Origin of the sequence: Gimesia alba (assembly GCF_007744675.1) — a bacterium.
Lineage (GTDB): Bacteria > Planctomycetota > Planctomycetia > Planctomycetales > Planctomycetaceae > Gimesia > Gimesia alba.
The window spans coordinates 5,255,476-5,271,346 of the sequence record NZ_CP036269.1; the positions used below are offsets into that span (position 1 = coordinate 5,255,476).

Sequence of the window (15,871 nt, forward strand, 5' to 3'; positions counted from 1 at the left end):
AAAAATAGCCCCAACAACAATAATTCATATCACTGGAGAAATAAAAAAATCATCAGGCAAAACAGTGTTGCCTGATGATTTGATTTTGAAAATCGAACCGTACGATTTGACAGTACCAGTTCTTATTTCTTCTTACCTTTTAACTCAAACGGAAAATCGCCCCCTGCCTGGCTTACTTTCGCAGATAATTTTGAATCAGTGAAACTGCTGTAGATCGGGGGTAACGATTCATCAGCACCCAAGTTAGCAGGTGCTTCTGTTCCGTCGATTTTTATGGGAGTTCCATCCGCTTTTATAAAATGATTGATGACAACCCGGTAATCCCCGGGTGGCGCTCCTTCTGCGCCGCGCACTTGTTTCAGTGTATACTTCCCTGTTTCATCGGTGACTCCGACACATTCTACGCCCTTAGTTGCTCCTTGGGGAACGAATGTCACCGTTGCAGAAACCAAAGGAGTTCCATTCATTGTGACGATCCCTGAGACGGGTACGGTTTCGGGGAGTGACTCCTTAGCATTGGCTCCGCCACATCCGGTCATTCCGACCAATAAGATGCAGAGCACAAAATGAACACGATAACTTTGCAACTTCATTTCTGTCTTCCTCTGTTGAGCTCCAACAGGGTCCCAATGAAATAGAGTCATTGAGACCGTGGAGTTTTTTCTTGAGTGCTAATACAAGTCAATCAGCTTACCATTCGCCAATTACGTTACCATCTGACATTCGTGCCAGATTTTGACGGGTCGTGGTATCGATGTTTTCGCTCATAAAGTGAACTGATCCATCGGCCAGCAGGAAGTGAGCACCGCCCGTATGAAGACTCCCGGCATAAGACCAGCTCCCCAGTTTTCCTTGCGGGAGATCTTGAGGAGACGCAGAACTGTACCAGAAACGATTGATCGGATACGAAACCAGGTTCAGACCGACCATCACGTGTCCGCGATAACCCCAGGCGTTTGTACCACCGTTGTAGACGTCGCGTGTGGTTTCGCCCATCATTAATGTATTGCTGGTTCCATCCTTAACGTCATCCAGTCGACATTTACTGTTATCCCCAAACATGCAGCGGGATGTTGGTGCTGTTCCCGCCCAGTTCTCACAAGAGTTATAGGGAGTAATGGTAATGAAATCGTAGTTGGTTTTTGCCCCACCTGTACCCGTATTCGTTGAGGAAATTCCATAGCTACCGGTTGTCGCAGTGATATGATATGTCCCACTGTCCGAGGGACAGAGAAATACGGTAATCAGGTTTTTTACAACTGCAGCATTTCCGTTTGTCACGGGGTCGTCACCAGCAATTAAGGGACCGGCAGTTGAAATACTTGTATGAGTGGTCGCACTGCCATTGGAGTTGTAGAGATTGTATAAAGGGGCTTGATCGATGTAAGGCAGCAACATCGTCAACCCACTAGCAGACAGCCGGGGAGTGGTGCAGCGACCAATATGGGCAGGAGGCATCACTCGAAACGTTTCGTGATAATTATGGAGGGCCAATCCCAGTTGTTTCATATTGTTTTTGCATTGAGATCTTCGGGCCGCTTCACGGGCCTGTTGTACAGCAGGTAAAAGTAGTGCAATCAAAATCGCAATGATTGCAATCACAACCAGTAACTCGATCAGCGTAAAACCCCGCTTCTGCCTCAGAAATTGGGACATCAGAAAACTCCTGAAAAATAAGAAACATAAAAATAAACTGAAAAACTCTAACGTGAATTGCTCACGAAACCTCCAGAAAATGCTGCTTTATCAGGCGAACTGAGGTTTTTTGACTAGAATTTCTAAACACAATTCAGAATATGCAAAATCAATGCCATTTCACGGTCCCGTTCTTAAATCCAGCCTCCTCAATGACGGTACTCTGTATTATTGAATTTGAACCAATCTCGATACCAAAATGAAATGACTGATGACTTTCCACGTGAACATGCCTTATGATGGCTCAGATCATATTTATTACAATTTGGTGTTTGGCAATCCTTAAAAAATAATCCTTACAAATGAAAGAAACCCTCTCCATGAAAAATAAGATCGCGCTCCTGATCTGTTTTTTTTGTTTTTTTTCGGAAAGAGAAATTCAAGCAGAACTGCCACAGAAAACGACCGACCTGTTAATCGTTGGAGGGACTGAATCAGGTTGGGCCGCTGCAATTCAGGCAGCACGATTGGGAGTGAAATCGGTCACGCTTGTCCTGGATGGGACGTGGCTGGGCGGACAATATACCGAACAAGCTTTGGCCTGCGTTGATGAAAACAAAGGCCCCGGCAAAGTTGGCTGGGGAGTCGACTGGCATCCGATGAAGCGTTCGTTTCATCGAAGTGGCCTGTTTAAAGAATTGATGGATCGCATCGAAGCCTTCAATACTGAAAAGTATGGCTCCCCAATGCCCGGACGCCCATTTCATGGTCCGTCTACCTTTCGTCCGGCTGAAGCAGAGGCGATCTTCCGGGAAATGCTCCAACCCTATATTGAGAGTGGCCAAGTGCGACTGATCACCGGACATTATCCGGTAAAAGCTGACTTGAAACAAAATGAGTCAAGGCAGCAACTCACGGGACTCTGGTTTGCCCCCGTCGGTTCAGAAACGCCTGATCTACACATTACCGCGAGACTGACCATCGATGCGTCGGACTGGGGAGACGTGATCCAGGTTTCAGGGGCAGATTTTGAAGTCGGAGCCGATCCGCGTTCGCGTTACAACGAACCGAGTGCCCCGGTGAATACTGATGACTACCCTGCCAATGAAATGAATCCGATCACGTGGGCGATGATCGTTGAAGAAGCCGACAAAGACACGCCGATTCCGAAACCGGAACGCTATGATGATCGCAATTTTGTGCGGACCTCGAAACTGAGCCTGGCTGAGATGAAACATTTAAAATGGGATCGACCGGCGAGACTGGGATCGATTCTGCATTGGCCAGACGCAGGAAAAGCATCACCTCGACAGCTTTCGATTTTTACAGTTCGTCGAATTGTAGATGGCTATACCAGTCAAGATCACAAAACCAGCATCCTGTTGAATTATATGCTGGGCCAGGATTACCCGCTCGAACGGCTGCCAAAACATGTGGTCGACGCACTGGAAGCAACCGAACCCGGAGCATCTACAAAAAATATTGTGCGAATGAACCGTCGTCAGCGGCAGATCATTTTTGACGATGCCAAACGACATTCGTTATGTCTGTTCTATCATCTACAGAATTTCGTACACGAACATGCCCCCGATAAAACAAACAGTTTCAGACACTTCCAGTTGAGTAAAGAATTTGGCACTGCAGATCAGCTGCCTCCTAAACCCTATATTCGTGAGTCATTGCGTCTGAAAGCCATGTATATGATGCGCGAGCAGGATGGCCGGAACATGGATGGTCCTACCAAGAAATTCGCCCGTGAACGATTTGCACGGGTCATGTATCCTGATGGATTATTCGCCTGGCAGTTCCATTATGATTTCCACCGTACCGGACGTGCCTACTTGAAGTCGGAAGGGAATTCAGGTCCCTGGATTGATTTTGAAAAACCGGGACGAAATACCAAACTGGTCAGCGACCGTTCCGTATTTCCGCTACGCAGCCTGGTTCCTGTCGACATGGATGGCCTGCTGGGCGCTCAGAAAAATGTGGGGTACAGCAGTATTGTAAGCGCGGCAATTCGTCTGCATGATCAATGCGTCACACTCGGACAAGCAGCAGGCGCAACGGCAGCGGTTTCTTTACAACAGAACATCGCCCCCCGCGACATCCCCTACAATCGTGAACGACTGGAACAGGTTCGCCATGCATTGTGCGGTGCAGCAGACGAGGGAGTGGCAGTCCTGATCTGGCCTTATCGTGATTTAGCACCTTCGCATCCGGCCTTTGTTGCCATCAACCGACTGGCGGCCCGCGGCATTATACCAATGGATATCCGCAAGATTGATTTTCAACCCGATGCCCCCGCGACAACGGAATGGCGACACAAAACTCGGCAACTCGCTTATCAAACAGTCCAAGTTGCCAACCTGCCGATCTTCCCGGAAGAGGGGCTCAGTCGAGGAGAGTACTGCCAACGCTTGTGGGATTCGCTGAAGGCATTGCCCATACGCCCCTATTCTCGAGTGAACCGCGAAGATGCTGACGGAGACGGGATCCCGGACATCGATGACCCCAGTCTGTTTACTCCGGGTGAACCAATTCAATGGAAGAAAAAAATAGCATCCAAAGACCAGGATGGGCTATTGGATAAAGCCACTTCAAAGAAAGCCCGACGCATCAATTTCGCAGGAAAGAAGACGGCCCCTCTCACAGATTTTGAAGCGGACCATGGTCATGTCTATGACGCCAAACGGGGATATGGATGGCGCCGGGATCTCAGTCAAAATCATCGACAACGAAATAAAGTCCCCGAGACCTATCGTGATACCTTTGTATTTACCCGAGACCACGATACCTGGGAATGCGAAGTTCCAAACGGTACATGGCTCGTGACTGTCTGTGTGGGAGACTCAGGGCACGAACAAATCGGACAATGGGTCACCGTCGAGGGAAAACAAATTGTAAAAGACGCAGCCACGATAGACGGCTTTTTCCTGGAACAGTCAGCCAATGTAACCGTCACAGACCAGCGATTGACCATTGAGATTGGTAAGCCTGATTCCGGAACGAATACCTGTCTGAACTGGGTCACATTTGAGCCTGCCCCTCAAAAGAAATGAGTTGAAAGACGGATTTCTCACCTGGCTTTTCCGATTTCAGTCGCCAGACACAGAAGAGCTTCTGTGGAATCACGCCTGTCCCAGACAAGTTTCCAGCTATTCCTGACCCAAACCGATTTCTGTTTATTTTCCGTAGCGACCGGAGAATCATATTGAACACATCAGTAAATGACGATATATTTAAGAAGATTAAATATGTAAGCCACGCGCCGCTCGCGCTTCGCTATCCATAATGCAAAGTGGAATCAGCAATGAAGTCCAGAAACCATTCACGCACTCACACCCAGCACGCTTTTACTGCGTTTAACCCGCTGGTTCCTGAAGGCTTGGTGTTACGTAGTCGGCGGAATATGCTCAAGGCTTCACTGGCAGGGTTGGCAGGTCTATCTGTCCCCAACCTCTTACGAACTTCAGATCAACTGATGGCCGCCGGGAAATCTTCGCTGTCCAAAAAAAGTGTCATTCTCCTCTGGATGACCGGGGGACCGAGTCATATCGATACCTGGGATCCCAAACCAGACCGCCCGATTCAAAACCGGGGACCGTTCGGAGTGACACAAACATCCGTGCCCGGCATCACCATTACAGATCGGTTACCAAAGCAAGCTGCAATGATGGATCGTTTCACCTTGATCCGTTCCGTTGATCCCAAGATGAGCAGCCATCAGCCTAATCAGGTGATGCAGACTGCCAATCTGCGCGCTACCCCTCGTACGAATCGTAAAGGTGACAAGTATCCTGCGATGGCTTCAATCGTGGCCAAGCATCATGGCGCTAACCATCCCGGCATGCCGCCCTATGTCGCGTTCATGAAACATCATTCGCACATTGCCTGGGGAGGTTATCTGGGAAAAGAATACGATCCGTTCATCGCCAACGATGCAGCTGACCTGCCTGTCTATGACTTGGTGGGGAAAGATTCCGGAAAAACCAGTGGCGGCAAAATGTTCCAATTCGCCCCTGGTCTATCCTACGAACGAATGAAAAGCCGACGCGATTTGATGCAACAGTTTGATAAGCTGCGAAGTGACATTGATCAAGCCGGCTCGATGTCAGCTATCGACAGCTACAGTCAACGCGCGTATAACATGGTGCTTGGTCAGCGTGTGCAACAGGCGTTCGATTTGAACCAGGAATCACCGGCCACACGAGATCGCTATGGCAAACATCTCTGGTGTCAACAGGCACTGCTCGCCCGTCGTCTGGTTGAAGCAGGAAGCTCATTTGTGACTCTCGATTTGAGTTACCATACCGCTTCCGGAACCTGGGACAATCACGGCGATAATATTCCGCCGTACGGTGGTATTAAAAATGGTCTTGGTCCACTGCTCCCTCTGTTCGACCATCTGCTGACGACCCTTGTCCTCGACCTGGAAGAACGCGGGCTTCTGGATCAGGTGCTGGTCATCGCGATGGGAGAATTCGGTCGCTCACCAATGTCCGGAACCCAAGGTAGTACCGATGGCCGCAACCATTGGCCCGTAGTGATGTCGATGTGTATGGCCGGCGGTGGCATGAACCACGGTCAGGTCATCGGCGCCAGTGAACACGATGGTGCCGAGATCAAACATCGTCCCGTTCGCCCGGGAGACCTGGCAGCCACGATCTATCAATACATGGGAGTCCCCTTGGATACTCAATATATTGATGAAAAAGGCCGCCCGAATTTCGCCATCGAAAATGGTGAACCGATTCACGAATTATTCTAAGCATTCGTTCCAGCAGCGACTACCAGAGTGCCCGCTCAGCGCGGATTTAGTCCTGTAAAACAGTCTTATTTACCGAAAAAATCAAAAACAGGCGGCAAAGGCGGTCGTTCCCCGTTTGCTTTTTTCATGGCATATTATAACCTGCACTTTGACTCCGAAAACCAGTTTATGCCAAGACATATCTGCTTTTCGTCATCCACTTTGATTCAACATGCGTCCTTTCAGAAAATGCCTCTGATTTATGCCGAATTCCACCGCCTCGCCATCGATCTCATCTCCGGAACAAAATACGAGCTCAGCCCGACTACGCTGGCTTGTTTATGTATTACTGTTATCCGTCACGATGGGACAAAATCTGGCTGCAATTCTTAACAGTGTGCCTCTGCAAAGTGCCAATGATCGTTCGCGCTGGTGCACTGTCTGGTCACTTGTGGAACAAGGCACCTATCAGATCGATACTATCAACGAGCGATCCAATTGGTCGAGTATCGATAAAGTTCGACACGACGGACACTTTTATTCCTCAAAGCCCCCCCTCTTCCCAACCATGGTCGCTGGTTTGTACTGGTTGATTAAAACGACAACCGGAATGAGCCTGAATTCCAATCTCTATGATGTCGCGCACATTATCTTAATCATTGTCAATCTGCTGCCGATGCTGATCGCCCTGATGCTGATTTGCAAAATGGTCGAACGCTATGCACAAACCGAGTTCACTCGCTACTTCGTCGTCATAGCAGCCTGCTTTGCAACACTCTTAACTCCGTTTCTTTTAACATTGAATAATCACTCAATTGCAGCGGTCAGTGCGGTCTTCACATTATACCCCTTGATGAGAATCCTGCTCGACCAAGAACAAAGAAAACGCTACTTTCTATTGGCGGGGTTCTTTGCAATGTTTACCTGCTGCAATGAATTGCCGGCCGCATTATTCGGCGTCATTGTTTTCGGGCTTCTATTCAAAGCGAACCCGCGTTTAACGTGCCTCGTATTTGCCCCTGCCGCTCTGGTCCCTCTGATTGGATTTTTCGTAACCAATTATGCTGCGACAGGAGGCTGGAAACCGTTCTACATGTATTATGGAACGGAAAAATACTTATATGAATATCGTGGCATCCCCAGCTACTGGAAGAATCCCCAGGGACTCGACCAGAACCTGGATTCGCCACTGGTATATCTGTTCCATTGCACGCTGGGACATCACGGCATTTTTTCGCTCTCACCAATTTATCTGCTGACGTTGATTTCGTGGCTGCGAATCGGCAAAACAAAAGGCCATATTCTACGCCCCCTGTTATGGGTCAGCGTCTGCCTGAGTCTAATTGTCTTCGGCTTTTACATGTCACGAACGGGTAACTACAACTACGGTGGTAATAGTGCCGCACTCCGCTGGATGTTATGGCTCACACCATTCTGGCTGATCAGTATGATCCCACTCCTGGATGAGTTTGCAGACAAACGCTGGCTGAAGGTTCTGGGAGTGATCTGCCTACTGGGATCGGTGTTTTCAGCCCAGCATCCATTGCATAATCCCTGGCGGGCTCCCTGGTTATTCACGGCACTGAAACAAGCCGGCTGGATTAGTTATGAGCAACGCCCACCTGCAATGGAGCGACCAATGACGACCTGGCTAGCCTCGATTCCGGAACCAACGCCAGAAATCCCAGAACCGTTTGTCGAGTTCTCAGGCCCTGCCAACGACGGTCGCCTGATTAAACTCAGAATCAGCGTTGTCAAACTCACTAAAGATCAAGCTTCCGAAGAGAACTTACGCACGATCCAAGTCTCACGCTTCCTCGGCACAGAAGAAGTAGAGACAAAGCAATACACAATTGACGTGACTGCGTTCGAAGCAGGAAAATGGCCGAAAGAGTTCTTACGTTGGCCGAACGCAGATGTCAGTCAAGCCGAGAAATTTGCGGCTTACCGATTTTTTTATGGGATGCCACGTCCCCGAAAGTATAACCCGGGAAAGATCAGGCACTTGTTTACACCACTCCGCGACGACGCGTTCCGCTGCCAGTTGGCAGCGTCACAAGTCGCGGTCACCATTGCCTCCCAAACTGAAGCAGAACAAAAACTGCGGTATCGCAAGGATCTCTGGATATCAGACCAGATCCCCTTTGGAATCGCACAGATGGAAACTTCAGTCTATAACACAAAGAACAGTCAGCTCCTTAGCCGCCAGACCCTGATTGTCACCAAGATCAGCGGCCTCATGAACTCAGAGCTGGCCGAGAAGCCTTAAATCACTCCTGTTTGGGAGCGGCTGGCCCTTTAACAGGTTGAACCCAGGCACGTTCGACTTCACCCAATTGTGCAGGATTGGGATGCAGCTTTGTTGATCGCACCAATGCCCGCACATAAATTTCTTTGCCGTTGAAGTTATAGCTGGGAGAGTTGCCTTTCACTGACTTCAATGTTGCACCGATTTTTTTGCTGTAACGTTTTGTGGCATGTAATTCCTGTCCTCGTTTATCCAACACCGGCATTCCCGCTTTGGGATAACCTTCCAACGTTCCAATAAAATCAGTGGTATATTCCACTCCCTCTTCCGGGTCGATTTCAATCTGAATTCCTTTGTCGGAAGAAGTAACAGATTTCAGTTTGACGCCCGATGAAGCATAAAAGCGTCCAGCTTCCATCGCATCTACCAGTGCTTCGGGCTCCAGTTTCTCCGATAAAACAACAACCCATCCCCTGCCCGGTTCACTCGCACGACTGGGGATTTTGTGGTAGTTATGCCCGTCATCTGTTCCCAGACCATACATCATAGGCAGGTTCAACTCCGCCAGTCGCTTCGTTAAAATAATATCCCAGATCCGATCCGTGCTGGCATAAGTGTCATCACCTTTGTTATTCACACCGGGATGGCCGTTATAAACCTCAAAGAAATTTTCGCCGATGACCTTCATCAACTCTTCTGCTGTCACTCCATAATGAAAATTGGGATGATTTAAATGAATCATCATCGACTGACCGGTCCGTTCCCGTTGTGCCAACAGCGCGTTTGTATTGTTCTGCATCACCTCATAAACACTCTTACCTCCAAGCGGAGTCAGCAGTGAATGCAAGTTGGTCGCGTTCATATGCACGGGCATATTTTTATAGCGATCCGTCACTTCTTCACTTTGAATCATCAGATACTTTCCGGGTTCCCCCAGTTTATCCGATACTTCCTCAAATGTGCGCAAGCGTACTTCGATCTGACCGTCTTTATTTTTCCGTTCTTCGATCCAATTCGGAAAACGTTTTTTTAATTCCTGGTAAGCGTGCAGCTTACCTTTATTCTTTTCAGGAACCGTCCAGCGTTCTGACGTGGAAAGCACATTATGGTCGGTAAAAGAGAGGAAATCATAACCGTGAGTTTTGTACCAGTCGGCAATCATCTCGAGATAATCATCACCATCGCTCCACAAGGAATGCGTGTGCAAATTCCCTTTATACCATTTCTGACTGTCGGTTTCTTTTAACTGAACTGGTTCTGCTGCATAGGTTATTGTTCCCAGAAAGAAAAAGCAGGCTACCAGTAACAAACCAGATTTTAGAAAAGAATGCTTTTGCACACTGCGAGTCGATTCAAGGCGGTTCATCTTTATCACTCCGAAGTAAAATATCACAGAAAATAAATCCAATTCAAATCTTAAAAACCCTGAGGAGACTTACTGATTAAATCTGCCTGCAGTTCGTGTTGTTTGTAAACATCAGGCGAAGCCACCGGCTTTAAAACAAAACCGGCATTGACGATATTTCGTAATGAAACAGATGAAGCCCCCCAGCGAATAATCACCTGTTTTTCTGGTGTCGCATCCGATTCTTCTGTTACTGGTATCTCCAGGTCCTGTGGAAGCACTGTCCCCTGAATCTGCTTGAAATCTATATCACCCCAGAGATAGAAGATTAAAAACGTGAGTTCCAGAGGAGGTTTATCCGTTTTGCTCACCAGAATGCAGTTAGTCACGTTTTGGGTTAAACGAAGTTGTTGTTCAAACTGCAATAAACGTTCGCCTGCCGGGTTCGGCTTGGGTACGGAATACACGCCATAAACGACATGCAGGCCAGATAACGCAACCACCAATGCCATTTCCACCACACGATGGCCTTGCTCTTTTTTAAAGCGATGACTGTACCAGAGCACCATCACGAGCGATAACCCAAGAATGACTAACTGACGTAAGAAACGGGCGGAGATCTGAGGGCTGAGTGTATCTCCCTGTGATGCACTGATGAAAATAACCGACAACACACCAACAGTAAATACAGCAAGCACCGTTGGATAACTGACACGGCGGAGTGCAATCTGCTGAAATTCCCAAGTCACAATCGCCATCAACGGAATGATGAAAAATAATTTCCACATCGCACGGGTACTGGCTTCCATTTGGGGAAGGAATTGCACTCCCCACCAGAAAAAAGCACCACAAAATACCCAGATCACAACCAATCGCAGCCAGGCAATTTCCTGTTGATTTCCTGCCGGCTTCAGTACACGCTTAATGCCATGAAATAGACCAAACAGTGCAAATCCTAATAAAAAACCCAGCGAAGAAATCACATCGCGAACGAAATAGGCAGGATAGAATTCCGTTTTCCAATACAGGCTGATCGTGGGCTGCCCGGGACCCGCAAACCATTTCCCCCAGAATCCTTCAATCTGTGATGCCGCCATTAACTCCCACCAGCCCCCGACAGCAAAACCGGTAAATCCCAAAATCAATAATGACTTCCAGGCTCGCACCGCCTGTTTCAATACGGGTAGTTTTTTCTGTTCTGAGGTGGAACGACCTTTCGGCAGATCGGTGGGATTCACAATATACAACGACAACATCAGCAGGACTCCCAATGCCAGAGCCCCTCCGGACAACAGGCACAGCCCCAGCGAAATTCCCCCACACAATAGCTTGTAGGATACAATTCCAGATTCGAATTGGATATGAGTGATGTATCCCCAGATCGTCAGCAAGGCAAACAGAATCGGAAATGCAGGCGCTTCAATCAGTTGAATTTGTTTTAAGACGACTGTATGAAAGGCAAGCAGAAAACAAAACACCAGCGCGTAACGAGGATTACAAACTTTTCTCGTTAATCGATACGCAACAACCAACATGCAGGCTGTCGAAAAATAAGAAAAGAGAACCAGTGATGAAGACCAGTGTCCGACTAAAGAAAGCAGCCCCATACAAAGCCAGCGAACCAATGGGGGTTGAGAAATAAGTGCGTTGGTATTATCGGTGATCAGGCTGGCTTTTCCGAGACACTCCAAGCCAAACCAGGCAGACAATTCATCAATGCGATACGAATGAAAGGCTAATAAACCGGGACCTAAAGCCAATAAGATGACCAGAGGCGACATGACTGCCGCACGTCGCATCACCGGAAATAAATCATGAGCAGGCTCTACTGACCGCTGTAATAGTTCCTGATCACTAATAATTACCAACAGGCTTAATCCTTCTACCAAAACCGCAGCACCCTCTGCGATACATCTGACTCAACGTCTGACGACAGAGCACAACATCGCACTTCACTATCCCTGTCTCTCTGATTGTACCGGACGGAAAAACGAAGGAACACTGTTTCTCAGAGAAAAGCCTCGAAGAAATCAGCAGTCATTAGGTTTAACTTTAGACACGGAAAGAGATTTCTTACTTCTCATCAGTATCGTTCATACCAATTCTCAGGATTGTAATCCCTAATCATCACCAGAGCTACGAAATCGATCGGATCGTTACATTTTTCCTGATAGCTCTCAATTCCCCTGACCGAAGAGAACAAAGTGTGCAAATGCAGGCTGCACTACTTCTTCTAACTTCAGGATGAGAAAAATGTATAAGGATAGAGTGAATTTTTTAAGATCCTTAAAGTATCGGTCTATTATGTCACATCACATCGCCTTTGACCATGCCCACCAGCTCAGTGAACTGGTCAAGCATGCTATATCCACTTCTAATTTAATCGCCAACCAGAATGTTCAATACAAAATTGAGCAGGAACAGGTGTTCTTGACCGGCATTGTCAGCAGCTATTACGAAAAGCAGTTGGCTCAGGAGTCGGTTAGTCGTATCACCGGAGTTCGCCAGGTCCACAATCGTTTGACGGTAGAACCTGCTCAGAAAGCAGTCGAGACACTCAGTACCAATTGAGTATTGAGGCCTGTCTTCGACTCACAACAACTCCTTCCACTTTCGGTGTAGCCATAATACATGTTCATTTGCTCTGTTTCCCAACAAAAAAACAAGGCAATGCAGCATGTTGCGCGATTTGAGCGTTGTCAAATCCAATCGGATCTTGTTAGAATCTTCGTTCCCTTGAATTTCTGAAAAGGGAAGTGTTCGCTTTGCGCAAAGAGAATCAGGTCGAACCTGAATCACAATAAAACGGTCATTACTACAACATCAAAAGGGACAGTGGAAGACTATGTCTTTACGAAGAGCTCAATTGGAACGACAATTACAGAACGCGGAAACTGCTATTGCCGATTATGGTAAAGTACTTGATGAGCAAAAGATTGATGAATCAGCTCGGAAAAAACACCCCAAATGGCGGCAGGTCAACGCACAAAGAACTCAGATCGTAAACCGTCTCAAATCTCTGAAAGTCATTGAAGACAGAGAAGAAGCGATCAAACAGAAACTGGCTGCAGAAGGCTAAGTTCTAAGATTTCAATCTGGTTGACATTGCTCGACCGACGATGAACCACTCGGAGAGGTGGCAGAGTGGCCGATTGTGCAGCACTGGAAATGCTGTGTCCCGGTAACGGGACCGGGGGTTCGAATCCCCCTCTCTCCGCTTAGTTTGACCAACGCTGCTCGAAACGGCGGCGTTGGTTTTTCTCTGCACTCACATCGGTTTTCCCCTTTTGGAATAATTTTGAGTCGCATCTCCTGACTCTGATTTTCTATCAATTATTGCCAGACCAAAGCCTCTGTTCTTTTTTCGTATACTAATTCTTCTTCTTCACTCCTGAATCTCCCGCACCTCTCCCTGAATAAAATTATCTTGACGCCGCCGTGCGGTTCTTCATGATCTCTGGTTATGCGTCGCGCGCGAGAACAGTACTGGTTCAGGTGAAGACCACGAACGAAACAAACGGCAGCATGCAATAAACCGCTGGTTTGAGCACGATTTTCATCAATCACTCCCCCAAAAGTTATGCGGGTCGACACACGCCGACGCATAACACCCCATAAACAACACACCCCGCCACTGGTGCAACACATCCCACCACTCCTCTCCGCATAACGTTTCTCAAAACGCCTTGACCGGCCCACGACATTCACAACAATTCGTTTCACCATCATGATGAATTCTCCTCTAGCATTATGCTTCTTCCTGTAGGGGCGAGTCGATGTGCTCACCCGCCGCGCGACATTCAAATACTGACAACAGACCAAGTGGAACCAGTTCGGCTCCCCATAATGTGAGCGGGTCGGCACTAGCCGCCGGTACATCCCCCAGGTATGAACCGCTCACACCGTACAGCAGACGTTATTCTCAGGAACGTTCAAAACAGGAAAGACAAATCAGCCGCAGGGCGTTAGCCCCGGTTGTACATCTTTGGTAAGGGGCGTTCGAATTCCGAACGTCTACCTGACCACCGGCATACCAATCCTACCAGATCGCACCGAAAGCATGAGAGATGAACAGAGAGAAGCAGACATGCAGAAATCATCACCTGCCTAAAAGTGCCTAAAAAGGGTCAGAAAGTGCCTAAAAGGGGTCAGGACTTTTTTCTGAGGCGTGGTCTGCCGCGGGGGCGGGTGGTGCTTTCCAGGGAGAGCCTTTTGGCGGTGTTGCTGGTCCATCTGTCATTGCCGAAGGGGGTGCCGCGGACGATGCATTTTCGCAGGGCGGCCAGCTCGGCGTCGGTCTGGGGTTTGTTAACCAGGGCCCGCCAGTTTCGAGGGAGCGATGGATTCTTCGGCGTCGCCAGCCATTCCGGCGTGTTCTGTTTCTGCTGCCGGGCCCAGGCGGAGCCAAACTCCCACTCTTCTGCTTTATTGACCAGATTCGCCCGTAATGGGTTGCGTTCGACGTAACGCATGACGGTCCGTAAATGGTCGTCCGACTGGATCGGGAACGACTTGAAGCGGCCCTGGTACAAGTGCCCCGTGCCGCCGGTCGCATAGTGGGCGTGCCAGCGCATGGTGTGGGTGACCGTGAGCAGTCGGAAGAAATCCGTCAGCTGGGTGTCCGTCGTGGGCCGTACGACAAAGTGCCAGTGATTGGGCATCACCGACATCGCAAAAATCGGCAGAGGATTCTTCTGCCACGTCTCCTCGACCACCCGCATGAACGCAGCATAATCGTCGGGCTTCTCGAACAGAGTCAGCCGCGCAACAGACCGGTTCAGCACATGAAACACCTCACCGGCAGGACAAATTCGTTTGGCTCTAGGCATGTCCCAAGTCTAGCAGAAACCAGAGAGAATGACAAGAGAAAAGAGTCCTGACCCCTTTTTCTGTCCGTCACATAAAAACTGAGCAGCCGCATCTCGAACCGCTCGACCGCTTCCGACAAGATCCGCACAAAGGCGGCGTAGTCGTCGTCCGTCTCAAAGATCGTCATCCGGGCATTCGCCCGATTGAGCACATGATAAATATAGCCCGCCTGAGCGGCCCGTTTTGGTCGTCCCATAAGCAGTATTTAAGTGAAAAATACCTAAACTGTCAATTTAAAGGTTCCTGACACCTTTTTCTGGCCAATTTAAGGTTCCTGACACCTTTTTCTCCCCCACCTGTCTAGCCTATCCTTTAGATATCATATTTTTCATGACGGATGGAATTTCAAAATCGGCCATGGCAAACATCTTCTCTGGAGGCATATACTCCAAATCAAATGCAGATGGAACTGCAACATTTACTAGCCAATCGATGTAATTGACATATGAACTAACAGGGGAAATATCGAATGCTATAAATGCATGTGATAGAGATATAACTGCATCATGTGGAGATTGATTTTTGGCATATCTAGCCGCATGTGCAACTGCACTACTAGCAGAAAGCGTGTCCTGCCTTCTACAATCATAGATAGGGCTTCCATTTTCAGTTGGTTCAGTGATCTCAAGCCATGAATCATCAATATTTTGTCGATCAGGCCAGAACTCTAACCAATATTTCTCTAAAGAATTTGCAACAAAAAATGGAAATTCATTTTTACAATATAAAAACCAACATACTAAACTTCTACGAGAGGCGAACGTAGTTAGAAGACCAATCATTTTTTCCGCATCATTAACGTCCTTTGCTTCATCGAATATGAAACTTACGATTCGACCTGGGATAGTCTTTTCCCTAGCGTATTCTTCTGCGTCTTCCGCATCTTCATAAAAATCCCAATTTAATTTTTCTAAATCAGCCTGCTTTATTATATCCGCAATATGTTGTGTCATTTAAGGACTCCTTGATCAAGAACGAGCAGTAAAACTAACTAAAGATACTCTTTCTTGAGTAAATAATTCTCGAA

At 48.0% G+C, this 15,871-nt stretch carries 12 protein-coding genes and 1 tRNA gene; 6 read left to right on the top strand and 7 right to left on the bottom strand.

Going from position 1 to position 15,871, the window contains the following annotated elements:
* Nucleotides 1-122: 122 nt before the first annotated feature.
* Together Pan241w_RS19675 and Pan241w_RS19680 are read right to left on the bottom strand one after the other, a co-directional pair.
* A complete protein-coding gene (locus Pan241w_RS19675; RefSeq protein ID WP_145219129.1) occupies nt 123-593 on the bottom strand; it encodes a carboxypeptidase-like regulatory domain-containing protein in 471 nt (156 codons plus the stop codon).
* A gap of 97 nt (nt 594-690) precedes the next feature.
* Entirely contained in the window at nt 691-1,656 is a 966-nt protein-coding gene (locus tag Pan241w_RS19680) for a DUF1559 domain-containing protein (protein ID WP_145219131.1), read from the bottom strand.
* A gap of 359 nt (nt 1,657-2,015) precedes the next feature.
* On the opposite strand from Pan241w_RS19680, the gene Pan241w_RS19685 reads away from it, so the two are divergent.
* From Pan241w_RS19685 to Pan241w_RS19695, 3 genes are all read left to right on the top strand, one after another.
* Nucleotides 2,016-4,694, top strand: coding sequence for an FAD-dependent oxidoreductase (locus Pan241w_RS19685; RefSeq protein WP_198000033.1), 2,679 nt, complete (start codon nt 2,016-2,018; stop codon nt 4,692-4,694).
* A 251-nt stretch (nt 4,695-4,945) separates the two neighbouring features.
* Entirely contained in the window at nt 4,946-6,403 is a 1,458-nt protein-coding gene (locus Pan241w_RS19690; protein WP_145219135.1) for a DUF1501 domain-containing protein, read from the top strand.
* A 241-nt stretch (nt 6,404-6,644) separates the two neighbouring features.
* Nucleotides 6,645-8,651 carry a hypothetical protein gene (locus Pan241w_RS19695; protein ID WP_145219137.1) on the top strand — a complete coding sequence of 669 codons (2,007 nt, stop codon included), beginning with the start codon at nt 6,645-6,647 and terminating at the stop codon, nt 8,649-8,651.
* Between the two features lies 1 nt (nt 8,652).
* Here Pan241w_RS19695 and Pan241w_RS19700 read toward each other — a convergent pair whose 3' ends face one another.
* Both Pan241w_RS19700 and Pan241w_RS19705 read right to left on the bottom strand, forming a co-directional pair.
* Nucleotides 8,653-9,996 (bottom strand): CehA/McbA family metallohydrolase domain-containing protein, encoded by a 1,344-nt coding sequence (locus tag Pan241w_RS19700; protein ID WP_198000034.1) that lies wholly within the window; start codon nt 9,994-9,996, stop codon nt 8,653-8,655.
* Between the two features lie 50 nt (nt 9,997-10,046).
* Nucleotides 10,047-11,843, bottom strand: coding sequence for a glycosyltransferase family 39 protein (locus Pan241w_RS19705; RefSeq protein WP_145219139.1), 1,797 nt, complete (start codon nt 11,841-11,843; stop codon nt 10,047-10,049).
* 436 nt (nt 11,844-12,279) lie between these two features.
* Between Pan241w_RS19705 and Pan241w_RS19710 the strand changes: the two genes are divergently transcribed.
* From Pan241w_RS19710 to Pan241w_RS19720, 3 genes are all read left to right on the top strand, one after another.
* Nucleotides 12,280-12,546: a BON domain-containing protein gene (locus Pan241w_RS19710; protein ID WP_198000035.1), complete on the top strand. Its 267-nt coding sequence runs from the start codon at nt 12,280-12,282 to the stop codon at nt 12,544-12,546.
* 274 nt (nt 12,547-12,820) lie between these two features.
* Nucleotides 12,821-13,054, top strand: coding sequence for a hypothetical protein (locus tag Pan241w_RS19715; protein WP_145219143.1), 234 nt, complete (start codon nt 12,821-12,823; stop codon nt 13,052-13,054).
* Between the two features lie 51 nt (nt 13,055-13,105).
* Nucleotides 13,106-13,192 (top strand) — tRNA-Ser (locus tag Pan241w_RS19720).
* A gap of 531 nt (nt 13,193-13,723) precedes the next feature.
* On the opposite strand, the gene Pan241w_RS29460 is transcribed toward Pan241w_RS19720, so the two are convergent.
* The 3 genes from Pan241w_RS29460 to Pan241w_RS19735 all read right to left on the bottom strand — a co-directional run bounded on the left by Pan241w_RS29460 (nt 13,724) and on the right by Pan241w_RS19735 (nt 15,797).
* A complete protein-coding gene (locus Pan241w_RS29460) occupies nt 13,724-13,876 on the bottom strand; it encodes a hypothetical protein (RefSeq protein ID WP_198000036.1) in 153 nt (50 codons plus the stop codon).
* A 247-nt stretch (nt 13,877-14,123) separates the two neighbouring features.
* Nucleotides 14,124-14,759: a transposase gene (locus tag Pan241w_RS19725; RefSeq protein ID WP_232107204.1), complete on the bottom strand. Its 636-nt coding sequence runs from the start codon at nt 14,757-14,759 to the stop codon at nt 14,124-14,126.
* Nucleotides 14,760-15,149: 390 nt separating this feature from the next.
* Nucleotides 15,150-15,797: a hypothetical protein gene (locus Pan241w_RS19735; RefSeq protein ID WP_145219150.1), complete on the bottom strand. Its 648-nt coding sequence runs from the start codon at nt 15,795-15,797 to the stop codon at nt 15,150-15,152.
* Nucleotides 15,798-15,871 lie beyond the last annotated feature (74 nt).

Bases quoted from the DNA above. Each gene is read 5' to 3' on its own strand.
- Pan241w_RS19675 (WP_145219129.1), bottom strand. From the start codon at position 593: ATGAAGTTGCAAAGTTATCGTGTTCATTTTGTGCTCTGCATCTTATTG.
- Pan241w_RS19680 (WP_145219131.1), bottom strand. From the start codon at position 1,656: ATGTCCCAATTTCTGAGGCAGAAGCGGGGTTTTACGCTGATCGAGTTA.
- Pan241w_RS19735 (WP_145219150.1), bottom strand. From the start codon at position 15,797: ATGACACAACATATTGCGGATATAATAAAGCAGGCTGATTTAGAAAAA.
- Pan241w_RS19710 (WP_198000035.1), top strand. From the start codon at position 12,280: ATGTCACATCACATCGCCTTTGACCATGCCCACCAGCTCAGTGAACTG.
- Pan241w_RS19715 (WP_145219143.1), top strand. From the start codon at position 12,821: ATGTCTTTACGAAGAGCTCAATTGGAACGACAATTACAGAACGCGGAA.
- Pan241w_RS19685 (WP_198000033.1), top strand. From the start codon at position 2,016: ATGAAAAATAAGATCGCGCTCCTGATCTGTTTTTTTTGTTTTTTTTCG.
- Pan241w_RS19695 (WP_145219137.1), top strand. From the start codon at position 6,645: ATGCCGAATTCCACCGCCTCGCCATCGATCTCATCTCCGGAACAAAAT.
- Pan241w_RS19690 (WP_145219135.1), top strand. From the start codon at position 4,946: ATGAAGTCCAGAAACCATTCACGCACTCACACCCAGCACGCTTTTACT.
- Pan241w_RS19700 (WP_198000034.1), bottom strand. From the start codon at position 9,996: ATGAACCGCCTTGAATCGACTCGCAGTGTGCAAAAGCATTCTTTTCTA.